This window comes from Streptomyces sp. NPDC058092, assembly GCF_042884935.1.
GTDB lineage: Bacteria > Actinomycetota > Actinomycetes > Streptomycetales > Streptomycetaceae > Streptomyces.
In genome coordinates this window covers 295818-313940 of sequence record NZ_JBHVSY010000007.1, presented here as the reverse complement: position 1 = coordinate 313940, position 18123 = coordinate 295818, and the positions used below count along the sequence as shown (strand labels likewise).

Below are 18123 nucleotides of genomic sequence, written 5' to 3'. Positions count from 1 at the left end.
TCGGCCGGTCACAGTGCCCCGTACACCGCCTCGATCAGGGCCGTCTTGCGCGGATCGTCGGAGATCCGGGGCCCATCCGGTTCATCACGCAGCCCAGGGCGAGATCGGCCCCCGGGTCGGCGAGGCCGCAGGAGCCGCCCGCGCCGTCATGACCGAAGGCCCGCGAGTTGGGACCGTACGAGCCCTCGGGGCCGCTCGGCCACAGCCCGAGCGCGAGCTCCGTGTCATGGCCGATGCCCGTGCCGAGCACCAGGTCGTGGCAGGACCCCTGCCCCTCGCGGGCGCGCTCGACGGCCTCCTCGGAGAGAATCCGCCGGTCGCCCGACCTGCCCCTTCCGGCGTAGATCCCGTACAGCGCGGCAACGGCGCGGGCGGTGCCGTGGCCGTTGGCCATGGGGATCCGGGCCGCCCGCCACTGCGGGGCGTCGGCGGCGGCAGCACCCGTGGGCGGGTTGAGCAGCGTGGCGACGGCCAAGGGTTCCAACTGCGCGCACAGCGCGGTCAAGAGGGCCTCCACCGGCGCTTCCGGCCGGGCACGACCGGGGATGCCGCCGCGGATGCGGGCCTCTCGATGGCCCGGAGTCGGCCCTCTCGCAGGCCTCGTGGGTGTCCTCGCTCACGGCGGGAGCTCACCCCCCGGATCCGCCCAGGACCTCGTCGCAGGCGGCGCGCAGACGGCGGACGCCCTCGGCGATCTCGGCCGCACCGGCCACCGCGGCATAGCTCAACCGGACCTGCGGGGACGGGGGTTCGGCGCAGAAGTACGGGCGACCGGGCGCGATGGCCACGCCCGCGCGCAGGGCCGCCGAGACCACCGCGGACTCGTCCGTACCGGCTTCCGCCTCGGGCAGGCGCAACCACAGGCTCCCGCCGCCCGCGGGGATGTGCGGGAGCGCGAGGGCGGGGAGCTCCTGCCGCACGGCCGTCGTCATGGTGGTGCGCCGGCTTCTCAGCTCGGTCGACACGCAACGCAGATGGTGGCCCCACGCCGGGGAGCCGACCAGTTCGAGCGCGGCCTCCTGGAGCGGTCGGGGGACGAAGAAGCTGTCGACGACCTGGATGGCCCGCAGCCGGCCGAGCACCGGACCGCGGGCGGCGAGCGCGCCCACCCGCAGACTCGGCGAGGTGATCTTGGTGAGGGAGCAGACGTGGACGACCACACCGTCCGGGTCGTCGGCGGCCAGGGGCGCGGGCAGTGGCCCGGCGTCGTCGTGGGCCAGGCGGCGGGCGAAGTCGTCCTCGATGACGAAGGCCCCCGCCGCACGGGCGATCCGGACGACCTCGCCGCGCCGTTCGGGGGCGAGGACCGCGCCGGTCGGGTTCTGGAAGAGCGGCTGGCAGACGAAGACGCGGGCGCCGGTGGCCCGGAACGCGGCGGCGAGCAGTTCCGGCCGTACTCCGTCGGCGTCGACGGGCACCGGCACGGGCCGCAGCCCGGTGGCGCGGGCGGCCGCCAGCATGCCGGGGTAGGTGGGCGACTCGACCAGGACCGGGGCGCCGGGCGGGGCGAGGGCGCGCAGCGCGGTGGCCAGGGCGCTCTGGCCACCCGCGGTGATCAGGACGTCGGCGGCGGTGAGCGCGGGCCCGATCTCACGGGCGAACCAGGCCCGCAGTTCGGTCAGCCCGTCGGTGGGCGGGCGCCCCCAGGCACCGGGGCGGCGCCCGGCCCTGGCGAGGGCGGCGGCGAGCGCCCGCTCCGGCTGGAGCGAGGAATGGAGGTAGCCGCCGTTGAGCTCGATGACACCGGGCGGCGGTGCGGCGAGCGTGACCAGGACACCGGAGGCATCGACCGTACGCGGCACCGCTTCGGGGCCGCGATCGCCGCTGAGGGAGACCTCCTGCCAGGAGGTGTCGCCCGGCGGGGGCGCATCGGTACGGGGCTGTGCCCGGAAGGCGCCGGAGCCGGGCCGGGTGACGACGAGGCCCTCGGCGGCGAGCTGGGCGATGGCCCGGGAGACGGTGACGGGGCTGACTCGGAAGCGCTCCACGAGGGCCCGGCTCGACGGCAGCTTTCCACCTGGTGAGTAGCGGTTCAGTTCGCTGCGGAGAGAAGCGACGAGTACAGCGGCACTGCTACGCTCTTGCATGAAAGCTGACGATAGCGCTATTCCCCACAGCACGATAGCGGTTGCTGCGTCGACGGCCGGACCGGCGGCTGAATCGCCCGCCGGATCGACGACCCGTACGGCGACCGGAACCGCCGGATCGACGACCCGTACGACGGCCGGTTCGGCGAACCGCGGTGGCGTGGTTCTCGCCGGGCTCGGTGTCGTCGCCTTCTCGCTGACCTTCCCGTCCACGGCCTGGGGCCTGGAGAGCTTCGGCCCCTGGTCGCTGGTGGCGTTGCGCACCCTGCTCGCCGCGGCGATCGCGGGCGCCGTGCTGATGGCGGGGCGCGTACCGGTGCCGGACCGTCGGCACCGGCCGGGGCTCCTCGTCGTCGCCGCGGGCGTGGTGGTGGGCTTCCCGCTGCTGACCACGCTGGCCCTGCAGACCTCGACGACCTCGCACGCGGCCGTGGTGGTGGGGCTGCTTCCACTGACCACCGCCGTGTTCTCCTCGCTGCGGACCGGGGCACGGCCGCCCCGTGCCTTCTGGGTCGCGGCGCTCGCCGGGGCGGCGGTGGTGATCGCGTTTACCGTGCAGCAGAGCGGCGGTGCGCTGTCCGGCGGCGACCTGTATCTGTTCGGTGCGCTGCTGGTGTGCGCGGCGGGGTACACCGAGGGCGGCAGGCTCGCCGGGATCATGCCGGGCTGGCAGGTGGTCGGCTGGGCACTCATCGTCTCCCTGCCGCTCGCGGTGGCGGGGGCGGCGATCGCGCTGCCCCTGGAGCCGGTGCGGCTGACCGCGCACGGAGTGATCGGCCTGGTCTGGGTGGCGGCCGGGTCCACCTTCCTCGGCCTGTACGTCTGGTACCGCGGGATGGCGGAGATCGGGGTGCCGCGGGCCAGCCAGCTCCAGCTCGCGCAGCCGATGCTGACTCTGGTGTGGTCGTTCCTCGTGCTCGGCGAGAAGGTCTCGACGGCAGCGCCGGTGGCGGCGATCGCGGTGCTGGTCTGCATCGCGGTCACTCAACGGGCGGGGCGCGCGCGGCGTACGGGGTGAGAACCCCGCACCCTCCACCGGGCGAAGTCGCATTTCGGTCATAGACTTGTCGACATGGACCGCCACCCGTGAGGAGGTCACACCCGATGGAGGCACACGCGGGCGACCGTCTGCTGACGCACGGCAGGACCGTGGGACAGCACGACCGGGTCGCAGAGATCGTCGAAGTGCTCGGCGCCGGGGGCACTCCCCCGTACCGCGTCCGCTTCGAGGACGGACACGAACACCTGATTTCGCCCGGTCCCGACAGCGTCGTACAGCACAAAGCCCGTAAGCAGGCACCGGAGACCCGGTAGCGGCCTCCGGCGGACGGCACTGCTCTTCCCCCGGGCCCCGGGCGGGCCGACCGGATTCCCGGCGGCCCGCCCGCTCAGCTGGGTGCGTCCACCCCGCTGCTTCGGTCAGCGGGGTGGACGCACCCTGCTGCGGTAGTGGTCGGCCACCACCCGGGCCATGGTTCCGATCCGGTCCGTGACCACGTTCTTGCCGGAGAAGTAGACGTGGCCGCGCACCTGGTCGTAGCCGGCGGCGAAGTCGAGGTGGCGGGAGAGTTCGGCCGGGTCCTGCCAGGCGGCGGGCTGCGCGGGGTCACCGGCCTTGTAGAGCGCCTCGCCCACGAAGAGATCGACGCCCGTGCCCCGTACGACCTCGTCCCACCAGGGCAGCAGCTTGGCGTAGTCGGCGGCCGCGAAGCCGATGTTCCAGTAGATCTGCGGGCAGATGTAGTCGATCCAGCCCTTCTTGATCCAGCCGCGGGTGTCGGCGTGCAGATCGTCGTACGTCTGCACGCCCGCCTTCGTGTCGGAGCCGAGCGGATCGGTGGCGGCGTTGCGCCACACGCCGAACGGGCTGATCCCGAACTGGACGTTCTTCTTGATCTTCTTGATCCGCTCGGCGGTCTCGCGCACCAGCTTGTCGGTGTTGTCGCGCCGCCAGGCGGCCTTGTCCGGGAAGCCGGCGCCGTATCGCGCGTACGTGGCGTCGTCGTCGAAGACCTGCCCGGCCACCGGGTACGGGTAGAAGTAGTCGTCCCAGTGCACGGCGTCGATGTCGTAGCGGCGGACCGCGTCGAGCATCGCGTCCTGGACGAAGCGGCGGACCTCGGGGATTCCGGGGTTGTAGTAGAGCTTTCCGCCGTACGGCAGCACCCATTCGGGGTGCAGCCTGGCGGGGTGGGTGGCGGTCAGCCGGGACGGGTCGGTGTGGTTGGCGACCCGGTACGGGTTGAACCAGGCGTGCAGTTCCAGGCCGCGGCGGTGCGCCTCGTGGACGGCGGTGCCCAGCGGATCCCAGCCGGGATTCTTGCCCTGGACCCCGGTGAGGTACTGGGCCCACGGTTCGTAGGGCGAGGGCCACAGCGCGTCGGCGGTCGGCCGGACCTGGAGGATCACCGCGTTCAGCCGCCGGTCGACGGCCTCGTCGAGATACCCGATCAGTTCGGCCTGCTGCTCGGCCGCCGTCAGACCGGGCGCGGAGGGCCAGTCGACGTTGGCGACGGTGGCGACCCACATGCCGCGCAGCTCACGCCGCGCGACCCGCCGGCCGCCCTCGCGGGGCGGTGCGTCCGTCCGCCCGGAACCGGCCTGCCGGGACGGAGCCGCGACGGCGTCACCGGCCGTGGTGACGGTGCTCACCACCCCGGCGACCACTCCAGCCGCACCCGCAACAAAGCCTCTCCTGGCCATTTGCCGCATTTCGTTACACCTGCCGTCTCTCTGTCATCGTCGTCATCGTCCGTCGCCCCTGGATTCAGGCGTAACGCAGAGCATGCCCGCCCCGGCCCGCAATGACCCGTAGGTCGCGGAGTAACGTCGGGGGGTCGGGGCGGGCACCGGAATCAGACGGGAACCTGCGACACGCAGAACAGCGAAAGGCACGAGGTGACGGACTCTATGGCCGACATTGCACGCGTCGGAGTGGTGGGCTGTGGCCAGATGGGCGCGGGTATCGCGGAGGTGTGCGCCCGCAGCGGTCTTGAGGTCAAGGTGGCCGAGACCACCGGCGAGGCGCTGGAGATCGGCCGCACCCGGCTGCACAACTCCCTCTCGAAGGCCGCCGAACGCGGCAAGATCACTCCGGCGGAGCGCGACGAGACACTGGCTCGTCTGAGCTTCACCACCGACCTCGGAGAGTTCGCCGACTGCGATCTCGTCATCGAGGCCGTCGTGGAGAACGAGCAGGTCAAGACCGAGATCTTCCAGGTGCTCGACCAGGTGGTGACCCGGCAGGACGCGATCCTCGCCTCGAACACCTCCTCCATCCCGCTGGTGAAGCTGGCCGTGGCGACCTCTCGCCCGGACCAGGTCATCGGCATCCACTTCTTCAACCCGGCCCCGGTGCAGAAGCTCGTCGAGCTGATCCCCGCGCTGACGACGTCCGACGAGACGGTGAAGCGCGCCGAGGCCCTGGTGCAGGACGTCCTCGGCAAGCACCCGATCCGCGCCCAGGACCGCTCCGGCTTCGTCGTCAACGCGCTGCTCATTCCGTATCTGCTCTCCGCGATCCGGATGTTCGAGTCGGGCATCGCCAGTCGGGAGGACATCGACAACGGCATGGAGCTCGGCTGCGCCCACCCGATGGGCCCGCTGAAGCTCTCCGACCTGATCGGTCTGGACACCGTGGCCTCGGTCGCCGATTCGATGTACGCGGAGTTCAAGGAGCCGCTGTACGCCGCTCCCCCGCTGCTCCAGCGGATGGTGGACGCGGGCCGGCTCGGCCGCAAGACCGGCTCGGGCTTCTACCCGTACTCCTGATCCGTTCTCTCGTGCCTGTACGGGGCCGGGCGGGGCATTGCCCCGGCCGGCCCCGTACGCGGTTCCGGGCGCCTCAGCCCAGCCGTAAGTGATGGAGCATCATCAGCCCGGCCGCCATGCCCGCGGCCGGGACCTCGCCGCGGGCGATCATGTCGGGCACCAGCTTGAGCGGTATCCACTCGCGGCGCGAGGACTCGAAGTCGTCGCTGGGGTGGCCCGTCCAGGCGGCCTCCTCGGACCAGTAGAGGTGGTGCCGGGCGTCGGTGAGACCGTTCGACGGCTCCACGGTCAGCAGCGGACGCAGCGGGCCGGGGCGCCAGCCGGTCTCCTCCTCCATCTCCCGGGCCGCGGCGGCCGCGATGTCCTCACTATCCTCGACGACGCCCGCGGCAAGCTCCCAGCCCCAGCTGTCGGTGATGAACCGGTGCCGCCACAGCAGCAGCACCTCGTTGGCCTCATTGACGACGGTGGCCGCCGCGACGGGGCGCAGCCGGATCAGGTAGTGGTCGAGATGACGGCCGTCGGGGATGACCACATCCGCCAGATTGACCCGGAACCAGCGGTTCTCATACACGGTTTGTTCGCTCAGGTTCGTCCATCGCACAGTTTTGCCACCCTCCGACAAGTAGGTGGCAACATCGCAGCAGGTGCAGGACCGGAGGGGAACGTACCGGTACCACCGGTTACGCATGCGCAGGGGTACTCACAGCGGTACGCGCAACGCCCCGTCGATCAGTTCGGCGGCCCGCCCCGCCTCGGCGCAGCCGCTCGCGATCAGGTCCTCGCGCACCGCGCGCAGCCGGTCGCGCAGCCGCCGCGACTCCATGCCCCTGGCCCGCTCGGCCATCTCCACGGCGGTGGCCGCCGCCCGGTCCGCCTCGCCCTGGCGCAGCTCGACATGGGTCAGCATGGCGAGCCGGTGCACCCGGCCCCGGTCGTGCGCCGGGGTCCGTACGGCCGCCGCCGCGTGTTCCCTGGCCCCCGGCAGATCGCCGAGGCTGAGCAGCGCCTCGGCCACCTGCACATCGACCAGGCCCGGCTGGACGTATCCCGTCTCGTCCGGTTCCTGGCCCGGTCGGATGCGTTTCGCCTCCGACTCGGCCCGCCGGATGCACTCCAGGGCGCTGCCCGCGTCGCCGAGGTGGGCGTACGCCTTGGCCTGCATCGCGTACAGATCGGCGGCCAGCGCGGGAGTGATGTGGCCGCCGGCGGCCCGCAGTGCCGCCTGCGCGAAGGCCACCGACTGCCGGTACTCGGCGAGGCACAGCGACTGGTTGACCAGCAGGGCGATCACATAGCCGCCGAGGCCTCGGTCCCCGCTCGCCTTGGCCAGCCGCAGCGCCTGGTGGAAGTAGCGCTGGGCGAGCCCGTGCGCGTCGGAGTCGTAGGCGCAGATGCCCGCGACGGCCACCAACCCGCCCGTCGCCCGGTGCAGTTGGCGCCCCGTCGCATCGCTGTAGGCGCCACGCAGCAGCGGGGCGGTCTCCGCGTTGAGGAAGCCGACGATGCGGGATCGGGTCGCGATTCCGCCTGCCCTGCGGTACATGAGTTCGTAGTGGGCGCGGGCCGCGCGCAAGGTCACTATGTCGGCCGTGCCGACCCGGGTGGTGCCGCTGCGGGAGACATCGAGGTCCTCGGGCGGGTTCTCCCATTCCCAGACGGGCATCACTGCCGTGGTACCCGTGACGGCGGCCGGGGCGAGCGCGTGCGGGCGCTGCTGTGCGTCGGAGCGCCACAGCGCGGTGGCCCGCTCGACGAATCCGCCGAGCGTGGACGCGGGCCCGGCCGCACCGGCGCCCGGAGCCGCCAAGCCGATGTCGTCCAGCGAAAGAGGCCTGTTCAGCCGGTTCCCGAGCACTTCGCAGACCAGGTCCGGCACCTGGCCACGGGGGCGCTGCCCCTTCAACCAGCGGGCCACCGCGGTGTGTTCGTACCGCAGGCACAGTCCGCGGGAGCGGCCGGCCCGGTTGATGTGCGCGGCGAGGCCGGCCCGGGAGACGCCCGCCTCCTCGATCAGGGCCGCCAGCAGAATGTTGGGCTCCGTTGCCCCCATGTGCCCCTCCGGTGGTTCGGCACGCCGAGGCGTGTCGCACCAGTGGAGCACGATTCACACGGGGTGTGAACGGAATGCCCGAACCGTCCCGCCGCGCGCTCTGGCACGCCGGGACCCGGATCGGTTGAATCAGTCGTCTCGCAAGAGGCGGCCGGGTCGTCTGCTCCCCCTCGTACAGCCGACGACCCGCACCCGCGCCGTCCGTCTCCGCCGACCTGCCCGACACTCCGTGGCGGCGCGGACGGCGCCGGATCGCACGACCCACTGCCCACGGATCGGAGGGTGGCTGCGGGGTCGGCACGGAGCCGGGTTCCCCCGGGCCGGGCCGGGGCCCGCGTGCGGTCCTCGCCCTTCGGCGAGCACGGGAGGGGCGCGTCCGGTGACCGGATGCGCCCCTCCCTACTCACCTTCCTCGCTTACCTTCCTCGATCGCCGGACAGGCTCGGGCTCGCTCCGTCCGGCCGCGGGCGGTGTCCAGTGGTGCGGTCTCGGCCCGGCGGCCGGCGGACGGTGCCAGGGCGGCGTAGAGACCGGCGGAGACCAGCAGCCCGACGAAGGCCGAGAGGTCGGTTTCGTCCAGGGCCGAGGCGACCGGTCCCACGAAGAGTCCGGGCACGCTGAAGAACGGGACCATGACGGCGAAGCCGAGCACGTAGGCCACCAGCCCGGGTACCGACCAGCGGCCGTAGCGGCCCCCGTCACGCCGGAACAGTGCCTCGATGTCGTAGTGGCCGCGCCGCAGTACGAGCATGCGTGTCCATGCGTTCCCGGTGTTCCCTTCGTGCCTGCGGTGGTGTCCGTACCGGGCGGTTCCTCGCGGCAGTGCGGTCACGCCGGTGGTGGAGACGGTGGGGCCGGGCACCGTACGGGACAGATGTGCAGGTGACCGGTCTCGAGGGCTTCATCCTGTGCATGCGCACAGGACTCGGTGATGCGGGCTGTGGCAGCCTGTGCTGATGCCCGTGCTTGCGTCTCACCTGCTCGCCCAGCGTGAACTGCGGCTGACCGCCGTCACCGATCCCGGTGGCTGGGCCGAGGTGCCCATCAGCTGGTCCTCCACCACCGAGCTGGAGGATCCGGTCCCGTTCCTGCGCGGTGGTGAGCTGGTTCTGACCACCGGCCTGCGCCGGCGTACCCGCCGGGAGTGGGACCAGCTGGTGCGGGACCTGGTCGCCGTGCCCGTCGCGGCACTCTGCATCGGGATCGGGCTGGTTCACGACCGGGTGCCGGCGGGGTTGCGGGACGCCGCCGAACGACACGGGCTCGCGCTGCTGACTTCTCCGGTGGAGATCCCGTTCATCCAGATCAGCCGGTGGACGGCGGACCAGATCTTCGCCGAGCAGTACGCCCGGACCCGGCTGATGATCCGCCTGCAGGACGAGATCATGGGAGCCCTTCTCGCGGGCCGCGGCCTGCGTCATCTCGTCGCCGTACTGGCCCACCATCTGACCGCCGAGGTCGCCGTCCTCGACACGGCGGGCACGGTGCTGGAGCAACACCCGTCGGCCGCGCGCTGGCCGGTGGAGGAGGTGGCCGCCGCTTCGAACCAGCCACAGGCAGCGGCCACTTCGGGGACCGTGTCCCTTCCGGTGCGGGCGGATGGCGTCGTCGTCGGGTACATCGCGGCCCGGGGCCCCAGTGAGCAGGTCACCCTGCTCGCGCCGACGGCCAATCTCGTCGGCCTGGAGATCGCGCGGCGCCAGGCGCTGGTGTCCGGCGGCCGTGAGCTGGTCGCGCAGGTGATCGCGGACATCGTCCACCACGGTCTCCCCGAGAAGGAGGCGCAGCGCAAGCTGGCCCAGCTGGGGCTGGACCCGCAGGGCAGCCACCGGGTGGTCGTGGCGAGCTCCGCGCACGCGGCGTCCTTGCTGCGGCAGCGCCCCCTCGACCTGGTCGCACTGTTGCAGGGCCGGTCCGACCTGTACCCGATGTGTCCGCTCGACGACGGCATCGTCGTGGTGGTCGGTGCGGACGGCGACGCACGGACGGTCGCCGACCGGCTGTTGCGCTACCTCGACGGCCGGCCCGCGGCAGCGAAGGTCGGCGTCAGTGGCCTGCACCGCGGCTCCCACGGCATCCGCATCGGCTATCACGAGGCCCGGCACGCCCAGGGGCAAGGATCCGGCGTGCAGGAATGCCGCACGCTGTCACTCCCCGGCCTGATCCTGAGCAGCGCCGACCTTCCACTGGCGGAACTCGCGAGGAGTCTGCTCGAACCCCTGCGCCGCTACGATGCCGACCACGGTGCGGCGCTGGAGGCCACCGTGCGCCTCTACCTCGAACACGACGGTTCGATGGCGGAAACGTGCCGGGCCATGAACCTGCACCGCAATTCGCTGCGGTACCGGATCGGCCAGATCGAGCGGCTGCTGGGCAAACGGCTCGGTTCCACCCAGGACCGGCTGGAACTGTGGCTGGCCCTCCAGGTCCTGGCGCCACCGGATGACTGATCCGGCACGGCCGGCCGGCCCTTCGGGCTCTCGCCACGCCGGGTGGGGCGGGCTCAGCGCCCCAGTACCTGCCGTGCCATGACGACCCGCTGGATCTGGTTGGTGCCCTCGTAGATCTGCGTGATCTTGGCGTCGCGCATCATCCGCTCCACCGGGTGATCGTGTACGTAGCCGGCCCCGCCCAGGAGTTGGACGGCGTCGGTCGTGACCGCCATGGCGGTGTCGGAGGCGAGGCACTTCGCGGCAGCGCCGAGGAAGGTGAGGTCACCGGCGCGGGCCTGCGAGGCCGCCGCGGCCCGGTAGGTGAGCGAGCGGGCGGCCTCGATACGCATCGCCATGTCGGCGATCATGAACTGGACTCCCTGGAACTCCGCGACCGGGTGGCCGAACTGCTGCCGCTCGCGTACGTAGTCCGCCGCGTAGTCCAGCGCTCCCTGTGCGATGCCGACGGCCTGTGCCGCGATGGAGATCCTGGTGTGGTCGAGCGTTTCCAGCGCCAGGTGCAGGCCGCGGCCACGCCGTCCGAGCAGCCGGTCGCCGGGAAGGTGCACACCGTCGAAGTGGACCTCCTTGGTGACCGAGCCGTGCAGGCCCATCTTGCGCTCCGGGGCACCGTAGGAGATCCCGTCGTCGGTCTCCTCCACGATGAAGGCCGAGATGCCGCGCTTGCCCTGTCCGGGATCGGTGACGGCGAAGACGATCAGGACGGCGGCCTCGCCGGCCGAGGTGATCCAGCTCTTGGTGCCCGTCAGCCGCCAGCCGTCCCCCTCGGGCACCGCCCGGCAGGTCATCGCGGCGACATCGCTGCCCGCTTCCCGTTCGGAGATCGCGTAGGCGCACAGCGCCTCGCCGGCGGCCACCTTCGGCAGATACCGGTCGAGCTGTTCGGCGGATCCGGCGAGCAGCAGCGGGGTGACACCGAGCTTGTTGGAGGTCAGCACGGTGGAGATGCCCGCCGATACCCGGGCGATCTCCTCGATGGCGATGGCCTGCGCCAGTGCGTCCGCCCCCGCCCCGTCGTAACGCTCGGGAACGCCGAGCGCATGGAACTGCGCGGCGACAAGTTCCGCGTAGCCCTTCTCGGAGAAGACGTCCTCGGCGTCGGCGATCGATGCCAGGGGCTGGATCCGCTCGTCGGCGAAGGCGCGCACGGACAGTCGGAAGTCCTCGTACTCGCTGGGCATCCGGTACGGCAGGTCCGCCTGCGGGGTCTGTTCGGAGGTGTTCATGTCCTCAGTCACCCACCTGCCGCCCGCCACCGGCAATGTGCCGACGCACGACGGCGGGGTCCTTCTCCGTGCCACTGCACATACCTTGTGCCGACTGCTCCTCCTAGCGTTCGGCGCAGTCGAACGAAGGAGTTGCCATGCCGGCTTTGAGTGGAATCCGTGTGCTGGACCTGTCCCGGGTACTGGCCGGCCCGTTCTGTACGTCCCTGCTGGCCGACATCGGCGCCGACGTGGTGAAGGTGGAGCCCCCCAACGGCGACGACACCCGGCATCTCGGGCCGTTCGTGGAGGGCATGAGCGTCTACTTCGCGATGCTCAACCGGGACAAGCGCAGCATCGCGCTCGATCTCAAGAACGATGAGGACCTGCGCACGCTGTGGTCCCTGGTGGACCGCGCGGACGTACTCGTGGAGAACTTCCGGCCGGGCGTCGCCGACCGGCTGGGCGTCGGCGCGGAAGCGATGCTCGCCCGCAACCCGGGCCTGATCTACACGAGCATCTCCGGATTCGGGCAGACGGGCGAGATGTCCGCCCGTCCCGCCTACGACCTGATCATCCAGGCCATGTCCGGGATCATGGAGACCACCGGCCGGGCCGACGGGGAACCGACCAAGGTCGGCGAGTCCATCGCCGATCTGCAGGCCGGCCTGTACGGCTCATGGGCGATCTGCGCCGCCCTCGTCGAACGCGGCCGCACCGGACGGGGGCAGCACCTGGACATCGCCATGCTCGATGCGATGGTCTCCCTCCAGCTCACCAACGCCAGCCTGCTGGCCGCCGACGGCACCCCGCCCACCCGCGTCGGCAACCGTCATCCCGTCTCCACCCCGTTCGGTGTCTACCAGGCAGCCGATGCCCCCGTCGTCCTCGCGGCCGCCAACGACCGCACCTTCCAGAACCTGCTGGCCCTGATCGGACGCCCTGATCTCGCCGACCACCCCACATACCGCACGGACGAGGCACGCACCGCCCACGAACCGGAGGTCCGCGCCACCATCGAGTCCTGGACACGGCAGCATTCCGCCGCCGACGTCGTCGCGCTCGCCGGACAGCAGGGCGTTCCCGCCGGCCCCGTACAGGATCTCCAGCAGGCTCTCGACAGCGTCCGTCACCGGGGCGTCACCGGACACTTCCAACACCCCGCCCTGGACGGCATGACCGCACTGCGCCAGCCCGTCGCATTCCAGAACACCCCCCACGCCTCGCCCTCCACCACCCCCGAACTCGATGCCCATCGCGCCGAAGTCCTCCACGACTGGACCATCGGCTGAACCCGGACCCGCGACTGCCACGGAGACGGCCCGGCCCTTTCAGTCGCCGGCGCGTAGTTCCGACGCGTCCGTCGCCGACCCGCTGGGCACCACGGCCTCCCGGCCCGAGTCCGTAGCGGCAGGGGCGGCCGATCAGCACGCCGTCCGCCCCCAGGCCCCCGCTGTCGACCCGAAGCGGTTCCGGAAGGCAGGTCTCGGAAAACACCCGACGGGCTGGAGAACGAGCCGGCCCGGACGGGCGCCGAGGTGCCGTCGAGCGCCGCGCCGACCGGAACTCCCGCCTGTCCTCGGGCGGGTTCCGAAACATCCTCGAACGCGCAGGGCGGGCCGGAGATCCGGCCCGCCCTGCGATCGAGAACGACGGCGCCTCACGCGCCCCGCAGCACCGCACCCGTCCGCTCGGCGGCAAGGGCCACCGCGGCGTCGCGCGCGGCCGAGGCCTCGTCGACGGTCAGCGTGCGGTCCGCCGCGCGGAACCGCAGCGCGTACGCCAGGGACTTGCGGCCCGCACCGATCTGGTCGCCGGTGAAGACGTCGAACAGCCGCAGCGATTCGAGGAGTTCACCCGCGCCCTCGCGCAGCGCCTGCTCCACCTCGGCGGCGGGGACGTTCTCCGCGACGATCAGCGCGACGTCCTGGGTCGCCACCGGGAAGGCGGAGATCCGCGGTGCCTGGAGCGCGCCGTCGGCGGCCTGTTCCAGGAGGTCGAGTTCGACCTCCATGGCGCAGGTGCGCTCCGGCAGGTGGAGCTCCTTGATGACGCGCGGGTGCAGCTCACCGGCGTGCCCGAAGAGGGTCTCCGCGCCGTTCACCGTGACGTACAGCGCGGCGCAGCGGCCCGGGTGCCACGGCGCGTGCTGGTCGCTGCGGACGGTCACCTCGACACCCGCCTCGCGGGCGATCGTGCGGGCGGCCTCGATGGAGTCCGCCCAGTCGGCCGGGCGGCCCTTGCCCCACCAGCCGGCCTGCTCGCGGGCGCCCGTGAGGACGACCGCGGCGTGGCGCGGCTGGCGCGGCAGCGTGGCATTGAGCCCGGCGATCTCCTCGTCGGTGGGACGGCGGTCGACGGGCAGCCGTACGGCCTTGGTCTCCGTGCCGGTGGGCCTGAAGACCAGACCGGTCTCGAAGAGCGCGAGGTCGTGACCGCCGCGGCCGTCGTTGCGCCGCAGTGCGCCGAGCAGACCCGGCAGCAGCGTGGTGCGCAGCGCCGGCTCCTCGTCGGAGAGCGGGTTGACGAGCTCGACCGTACGGCGGCGGGCGTCGTCGGTGTCGAGCCCGAGCTGGTCGAGCACGGCGGCGCCGATGAACGGGTAGTTCAGCGCCTCGACGTAGCCGGCTCCGGCGAGCGCCCGGCCGATCCTGCGGTGCAGCCGCTGGCGGTCGCTGAGCCCGCGGCCGGACGGCGGCGTCGGGAGGGTGGACGGGAGGTTCTCGTACCCCTCGAGCCGGATGACCTCTTCGGCGAGGTCGTTCGGCTCGCTGAGGTCGGGGCGCCAGGACGGCACGGTGACGATCAGCTCGTCCTGTCCGTAGACGTCGCAGCCGACCTCCTGGAGGCGGCGTACGACGGTCTCGCGGCCGTAGCCGACACCGGCCACCCGGTCGGGGTGGTCCGCCGGCATCGCGATGGTGCGGGGCGCGGACGGTGCACTGACCTCGGTGGCGCCGACCTCGGCGGTGCCGCCGGCGAGCAGCACCAGCAGGTCGACGGTGCGCTGCGCGGCGGCGGCCGCGGCCTGCGGGTCGGAGCCGCGCTCGAAGCGCTTGGACGCCTCGGAGGACAGCTTGTGGCGGCGCGCGGTCCGGGCGATCGAGATCGCGTCGAAGTGCGCGGCCTCGATGACGACCTCGGTGGTGCTGTGCGCACCCTCCTGGACGTCCGCGATCTCGGTGTTGGCTCCGCCCATGACGCCCGCGAGGCCGATCGGCCCGCGGTTGTCGGTGATGACCAGGTCCTCGGCGTCCAGGACGCGGGCCGTGCCGTCGAGGGTGGTGAGCTTCTCGCCCTGCTGGGCGCGGCGCACCCCGATCGGTCCGTCGAGGCGGGTGCGGTCGTAGGCGTGCAGCGGCTGGCCGAGCTCCAGCATCACGTAGTTGGTGACGTCGACGGCGAGCGAGATGGGGCGCATCCCGGCCTTCTGCAGCCTGCGCTGCAGCCAGATCGGGGAGCGTGCCTCGGGCTGGAGGCCGACGACGGTGCGCGCGGTGAACTTGTCGCAGCCGATCGGGTCGGCAACCTTGACCGGGTACCCGAACGCGTTCGGCGCGGGCACGTCGAGGAGCGCCGGGTCGCGCAGCGCAAGCCCGTACGCGATGGCGGTCTCGCGGGCGACGCCGCGCATGGACAGGCAGTAGCCGCGGTCCGGCGTGACGGCGATGTCGAGGACCTCGTCGACGAGCTGGAGGAGCTCGATCGCGTCGGCGGAGACCTCGTGCTCCGGAGGCAGCACGATGATGCCGTGCGTGCCGTCGTCGCCCATGCCGAGCTCGTCGGTGGAGCAGATCATGCCGTGCGAGGTCTTGCCGTACGTCTTGCGTGCGGCGATCGCGAAGTCGCCGGGCAGGACGGCGCCCGGGAGGACCACGACGACCTTGTCGCCGACGGAGAAGTTACGGGCTCCGCAGACGATCTCCTGCGGCTCACCGGTGCCGTTGGCGTGGCCGACGTCGACGGTACAGAAGCGGATGGGCTTCTTGAAGCCCTCCAGCTCCTCGATGGTCAGTACCTGTCCGACGACCAGCGGGCCCTTGAGGCCGGCGCCGATCTGCTCGACGGTCTCGACCTCCAGACCCACGGCGACGAGCTTGGCCTGTACGTCACGGCCGGTCTCCGTCGCCGGCAGGTCGACGTACTCCCGCAGCCAGGAAAGCGGGACGCGCATCAGATCTCCATCCCGAACGGCCGGGTGAACCGGACGTCACCCTCGACCATGTCTCGCATGTCTTCGACGTTGTGGCGGAACATCAGCATCCGTTCGATGCCGAACCCGAAGGCGAATCCGCTGTACTTCTCGGGGTCGACACCGCAGGCGACGAGCACCTTGGGGTTGACCATGCCGCAGCCGCCGAGCTCGATCCAGCCCTCGCTGCCGCAGGTGCGGCAGGGGCGGTCCGGGTTGCCGACGGACGCGCCGCGGCAGACGTAGCAGACCATGTCCATCTCGGCGGACGGCTCGGTGAACGGGAAGAAGTTCGGCCTCAGCCGGGTCTTCATGTCCGGGCCGAAGAGCGCCTGGACCATGTGGTCGAGGGTGCCCTTGAGGTCGGCCATGGTGAGGCCCTCGTCGACGGCGAGCAGCTCGATCTGGTGGAAGACCGGGGTGTGCGTCGCGTCGAGCTCGTCGGTGCGGTAGACGCGGCCGGGGCAGACGACGTAGACGGGGGGCTCGCGGTCGAGCAGGGTGCGGGCCTGGACCGGCGAGGTGTGCGTACGCAGCACGACGCCGGACTCGTCGTTCTCGGCACCGTCGGCGCCCCGGACGAAGAAGGTGTCCTGCATCTGCCGGGCCGGGTGGTCGGGCACGAAGTTCAGGGCGTCGAAGTTGAACCACTCGGCCTCGGCCTCGGGGCCCTCGGCGACCTCGTAGCCCATGGCCACGAAGACGTCCGCGACGCGCTCCATGATGGTCGTCAGCGGGTGGCGGGCGCCGGCCGGGACGCGGTCGTAGGGCAGCGTGACGTCCACCGCCTCCTCGACCAGGACGCGGGCGTCCCGCTCGGCCTCCAGCTCCGCCTGACGGGCGGCGAGGGCCTTGCTCACGGCGCCGCGGGCCTGGCCCACGCGCTTGCCCGCCTCGGCCTTGGCCTGCGGCGGCAGTGCGCCGATCTCCCGGTTGGCGAGTGACAGGGGCGAGGTACCACCGGTGTGCGCGGTCTTCGCCTGGGCGAGCGCGTCGAGGTCACCGGCGGCGGCGAAGGCGGCGAACGCCTCGTCCCGCATGCGCTCGATCTCTTCCGGTTTCAGTGCCTCGACCTCGACTGGGTCGTACGACTTGTTCGGTGCCGACATCTCTTCCCGTGCTTCCGATTGGCTGGTACTGCGCTTACCGGGGGATACCCCGGACCCCCATGGCCCCGCTCGACGACTGGAGGACGCAAAGGTGCCAAAGGTCGAGTCTAAGGGTCACAGGATGTGTGGGAGGCCCGTGGGCTGCTCAGACCAGGTAGGCCGGCGTGCTCACGGGCAGGATAAATCGGAATTCCGCGCCGCCGCCGGGGCCGCGGCCGACCGTGATCGTGCCGCCGTGCGCCTCGACGATGCCCTTGACGATGTAGAGGCCCAGGCCCGTACCGCCGCGCTTGCTCCCCCGCCAGAAGCGGGTGAAGACACGGCCCATCGACTCCTCGGGGATGCCGGGGCCTTCGTCGCTCACGGTGACGGCCGTTCCCTTCTCGTCGCTCTTCGCGGGTACGGATGCGGGTGCGACTTCAATGGTGACGGTTCCCTCGCCGTGGCGCACCGCGTTTTCCAGCAGGTTGCCGAGCACCTGGTCGACCTTGTCCGGGTCGGCCCAGACCGCGGGCAGCGGCTGGCAGGTACGGACGAGGAAGCGGTCGGGGGTCTGGCCGTTCGCGGTGAGGGCCTGGATGTGGCGTTCGACGGCGGCGGAGAGGTCCACGGGCTGCCGTCGCAGCTCCAGCCGGCCGGAGTCGATCCGGGAGATGTCGAGCAGTTCGGCGATGAGCCGGGTGACGCGGCCCGCGTCGGCGTCGACGGTCTCCAGCATCAGGCGCTTCTGGTCGTCGGTGAACCGTTCCCATTTGGCGAGGAGGGTCGCGGTGAAGCCCTTGACGGAGGTCAGCGGGGAGCGCAGCTCGTGGGCGACCGTGGCGATCAGCTCGGCGTGGCTGCGTTCGGTGCGGCGGCGGGCCTCGGTGCCGCGCAGCGAGATCACCACCCGGCGTACGGGACCGGTCGGGTGCTCGCGTACGTACCGTGCGGAGACCAGGACCTCGCGGCCGCCGGGCAGCAGCAGATTGCGCTCGGGCTGGCCGACCCGGATGGCGAGGCCGCCGTACGGATCGGTCAGCGCCCACCAGCGGCGGCCCTTGAGGTCCTCCAGCGGCAGGGCGTGCTCCAAGGGGCGGCCGAGGGCGGCGGCCCGGGGCACGGCGGTGATCCGGGCGGCGGCGGAGTTGAAGCAGATGACCCGGCCGGTCTCGTCGGCGATGACCAGGCCGTCGGGGAGGTCGTCGGGATCGACGGTCGCGTCGACGGCTCCGGTGTCCAGGCTGTGGGTGTCCCAGCTGTCGGGGTCCTGG

The 18123-nt window shown here is 71.8% G+C and carries 14 protein-coding genes and 1 pseudogene; 5 read left to right on the top strand and 10 right to left on the bottom strand.

Features of this window, described 5'->3' with window-relative positions; all coding sequences use genetic code 11:
• Nucleotides 1-8: 8 nt before the first annotated feature.
• A pseudogene (locus ACFVV1_RS14925) lies at nt 9-499 on the bottom strand (serine hydrolase); the annotation flags it as partial.
• A 130-nt stretch (nt 500-629) separates the two neighbouring features.
• Nucleotides 630-2087: a PLP-dependent aminotransferase family protein gene (locus ACFVV1_RS14920; protein WP_389989548.1), complete on the bottom strand. Its 1458-nt coding sequence runs from the start codon at nt 2085-2087 to the stop codon at nt 630-632.
• Here ACFVV1_RS14920 and ACFVV1_RS14915 point away from each other — a divergent pair.
• Together ACFVV1_RS14915 and ACFVV1_RS14910 are read left to right on the top strand one after the other, a co-directional pair.
• Entirely contained in the window at nt 2086-3105 is a 1020-nt protein-coding gene (locus tag ACFVV1_RS14915) for a DMT family transporter (protein ID WP_389989546.1), read from the top strand. The genes ACFVV1_RS14920 and ACFVV1_RS14915 overlap by 2 nt on opposite strands.
• An 86-nt stretch (nt 3106-3191) precedes the next feature.
• Nucleotides 3192-3401, top strand: a complete 210-nt coding sequence (locus ACFVV1_RS14910; RefSeq protein WP_384464778.1) for a DUF1918 domain-containing protein — start codon at nt 3192-3194, stop codon at nt 3399-3401.
• Between the two features lie 105 nt (nt 3402-3506).
• Here ACFVV1_RS14910 and ACFVV1_RS14905 read toward each other — a convergent pair whose 3' ends face one another.
• Nucleotides 3507-4799, bottom strand: a complete 1293-nt coding sequence (locus tag ACFVV1_RS14905) for a glycoside hydrolase family 10 protein (RefSeq protein ID WP_389989544.1) — start codon at nt 4797-4799, stop codon at nt 3507-3509.
• Between the two features lie 198 nt (nt 4800-4997).
• Between ACFVV1_RS14905 and ACFVV1_RS14900 the strand changes: the two genes are divergently transcribed.
• Nucleotides 4998-5858, top strand: a complete 861-nt coding sequence (locus tag ACFVV1_RS14900) for a 3-hydroxybutyryl-CoA dehydrogenase (RefSeq protein WP_389989542.1) — start codon at nt 4998-5000, stop codon at nt 5856-5858.
• A 73-nt stretch (nt 5859-5931) separates the two neighbouring features.
• Here ACFVV1_RS14900 and ACFVV1_RS14895 read toward each other — a convergent pair whose 3' ends face one another.
• The 3 genes from ACFVV1_RS14895 to ACFVV1_RS14885 all read right to left on the bottom strand — a co-directional run bounded on the left by ACFVV1_RS14895 (nt 5932) and on the right by ACFVV1_RS14885 (nt 8773).
• Nucleotides 5932-6462, bottom strand: coding sequence for an NUDIX domain-containing protein (locus ACFVV1_RS14895; protein WP_389989540.1), 531 nt, complete (start codon nt 6460-6462; stop codon nt 5932-5934).
• Nucleotides 6463-6561: 99 nt separating this feature from the next.
• Entirely contained in the window at nt 6562-7911 is a 1350-nt protein-coding gene (locus ACFVV1_RS14890) for a transcriptional regulator (RefSeq protein WP_389989538.1), read from the bottom strand.
• A gap of 403 nt (nt 7912-8314) precedes the next feature.
• Nucleotides 8315-8773, bottom strand: a complete 459-nt coding sequence (locus ACFVV1_RS14885) for a hypothetical protein (RefSeq protein WP_389989537.1) — start codon at nt 8771-8773, stop codon at nt 8315-8317.
• 94 nt (nt 8774-8867) lie between these two features.
• Between ACFVV1_RS14885 and ACFVV1_RS14880 the strand changes: the two genes are divergently transcribed.
• Nucleotides 8868-10361 (top strand): PucR family transcriptional regulator, encoded by a 1494-nt coding sequence (locus ACFVV1_RS14880; protein WP_389989535.1) that lies wholly within the window; start codon nt 8868-8870, stop codon nt 10359-10361.
• A 53-nt stretch (nt 10362-10414) separates the two neighbouring features.
• On the opposite strand, the gene ACFVV1_RS14875 is transcribed toward ACFVV1_RS14880, so the two are convergent.
• A complete protein-coding gene (locus tag ACFVV1_RS14875; protein WP_389989533.1) occupies nt 10415-11590 on the bottom strand; it encodes an acyl-CoA dehydrogenase family protein in 1176 nt (391 codons plus the stop codon).
• A gap of 137 nt (nt 11591-11727) precedes the next feature.
• On the opposite strand from ACFVV1_RS14875, the gene ACFVV1_RS14870 reads away from it, so the two are divergent.
• Nucleotides 11728-12861, top strand: a complete 1134-nt coding sequence (locus ACFVV1_RS14870; RefSeq protein ID WP_389989531.1) for a CaiB/BaiF CoA transferase family protein — start codon at nt 11728-11730, stop codon at nt 12859-12861.
• Between the two features lie 368 nt (nt 12862-13229).
• Here the strand turns inward: ACFVV1_RS14870 and pheT are convergent, their stop codons facing one another.
• The 3 genes from pheT to ACFVV1_RS14855 all read right to left on the bottom strand — a co-directional run bounded on the left by pheT (nt 13230) and on the right by ACFVV1_RS14855 (nt 18092).
• On the bottom strand, nt 13230-15743 hold the full coding sequence (pheT, locus tag ACFVV1_RS14865) for a phenylalanine--tRNA ligase subunit beta (RefSeq protein ID WP_389989530.1): 2514 nt from the start codon (nt 15741-15743) through the stop codon (nt 13230-13232).
• The gene (gene pheS / locus ACFVV1_RS14860; RefSeq protein ID WP_389989528.1) at nt 15743-16870 is read right to left on the bottom strand and encodes a phenylalanine--tRNA ligase subunit alpha; all 1128 of its coding nucleotides are present in this window, start codon (nt 16868-16870) and stop codon (nt 15743-15745) included. Before pheS ends, pheT begins: the two co-directional genes overlap by 1 nt.
• A gap of 145 nt (nt 16871-17015) precedes the next feature.
• On the bottom strand, nt 17016-18092 hold the full coding sequence (locus ACFVV1_RS14855) for an ATP-binding protein (RefSeq protein ID WP_389989624.1): 1077 nt from the start codon (nt 18090-18092) through the stop codon (nt 17016-17018).
• Nucleotides 18093-18123: the final 31 nt, after the last annotated feature.

Coding starts and splice junctions, on each gene's coding strand:
- ACFVV1_RS14915 (WP_389989546.1), top strand. CDS start 2,086: ATGAAAGCTGACGATAGCGCTATTCCCCACAGCACGATAGCGGTTGCT.
- ACFVV1_RS14920 (WP_389989548.1), bottom strand. CDS start 2,087: ATGCAAGAGCGTAGCAGTGCCGCTGTACTCGTCGCTTCTCTCCGCAGC.
- ACFVV1_RS14910 (WP_384464778.1), top strand. CDS start 3,192: ATGGAGGCACACGCGGGCGACCGTCTGCTGACGCACGGCAGGACCGTG.
- ACFVV1_RS14905 (WP_389989544.1), bottom strand. CDS start 4,799: ATGCGGCAAATGGCCAGGAGAGGCTTTGTTGCGGGTGCGGCTGGAGTG.
- ACFVV1_RS14900 (WP_389989542.1), top strand. CDS start 4,998: ATGGCCGACATTGCACGCGTCGGAGTGGTGGGCTGTGGCCAGATGGGC.
- ACFVV1_RS14890 (WP_389989538.1), bottom strand. CDS start 7,911: ATGGGGGCAACGGAGCCCAACATTCTGCTGGCGGCCCTGATCGAGGAG.
- ACFVV1_RS14880 (WP_389989535.1), top strand. CDS start 8,868: ATGCCCGTGCTTGCGTCTCACCTGCTCGCCCAGCGTGAACTGCGGCTG.
- ACFVV1_RS14875 (WP_389989533.1), bottom strand. CDS start 11,590: ATGAACACCTCCGAACAGACCCCGCAGGCGGACCTGCCGTACCGGATG.
- ACFVV1_RS14870 (WP_389989531.1), top strand. CDS start 11,728: ATGCCGGCTTTGAGTGGAATCCGTGTGCTGGACCTGTCCCGGGTACTG.
- pheT (WP_389989530.1), bottom strand. CDS start 15,743: ATGCGCGTCCCGCTTTCCTGGCTGCGGGAGTACGTCGACCTGCCGGCG.
- pheS (WP_389989528.1), bottom strand. CDS start 16,870: ATGTCGGCACCGAACAAGTCGTACGACCCAGTCGAGGTCGAGGCACTG.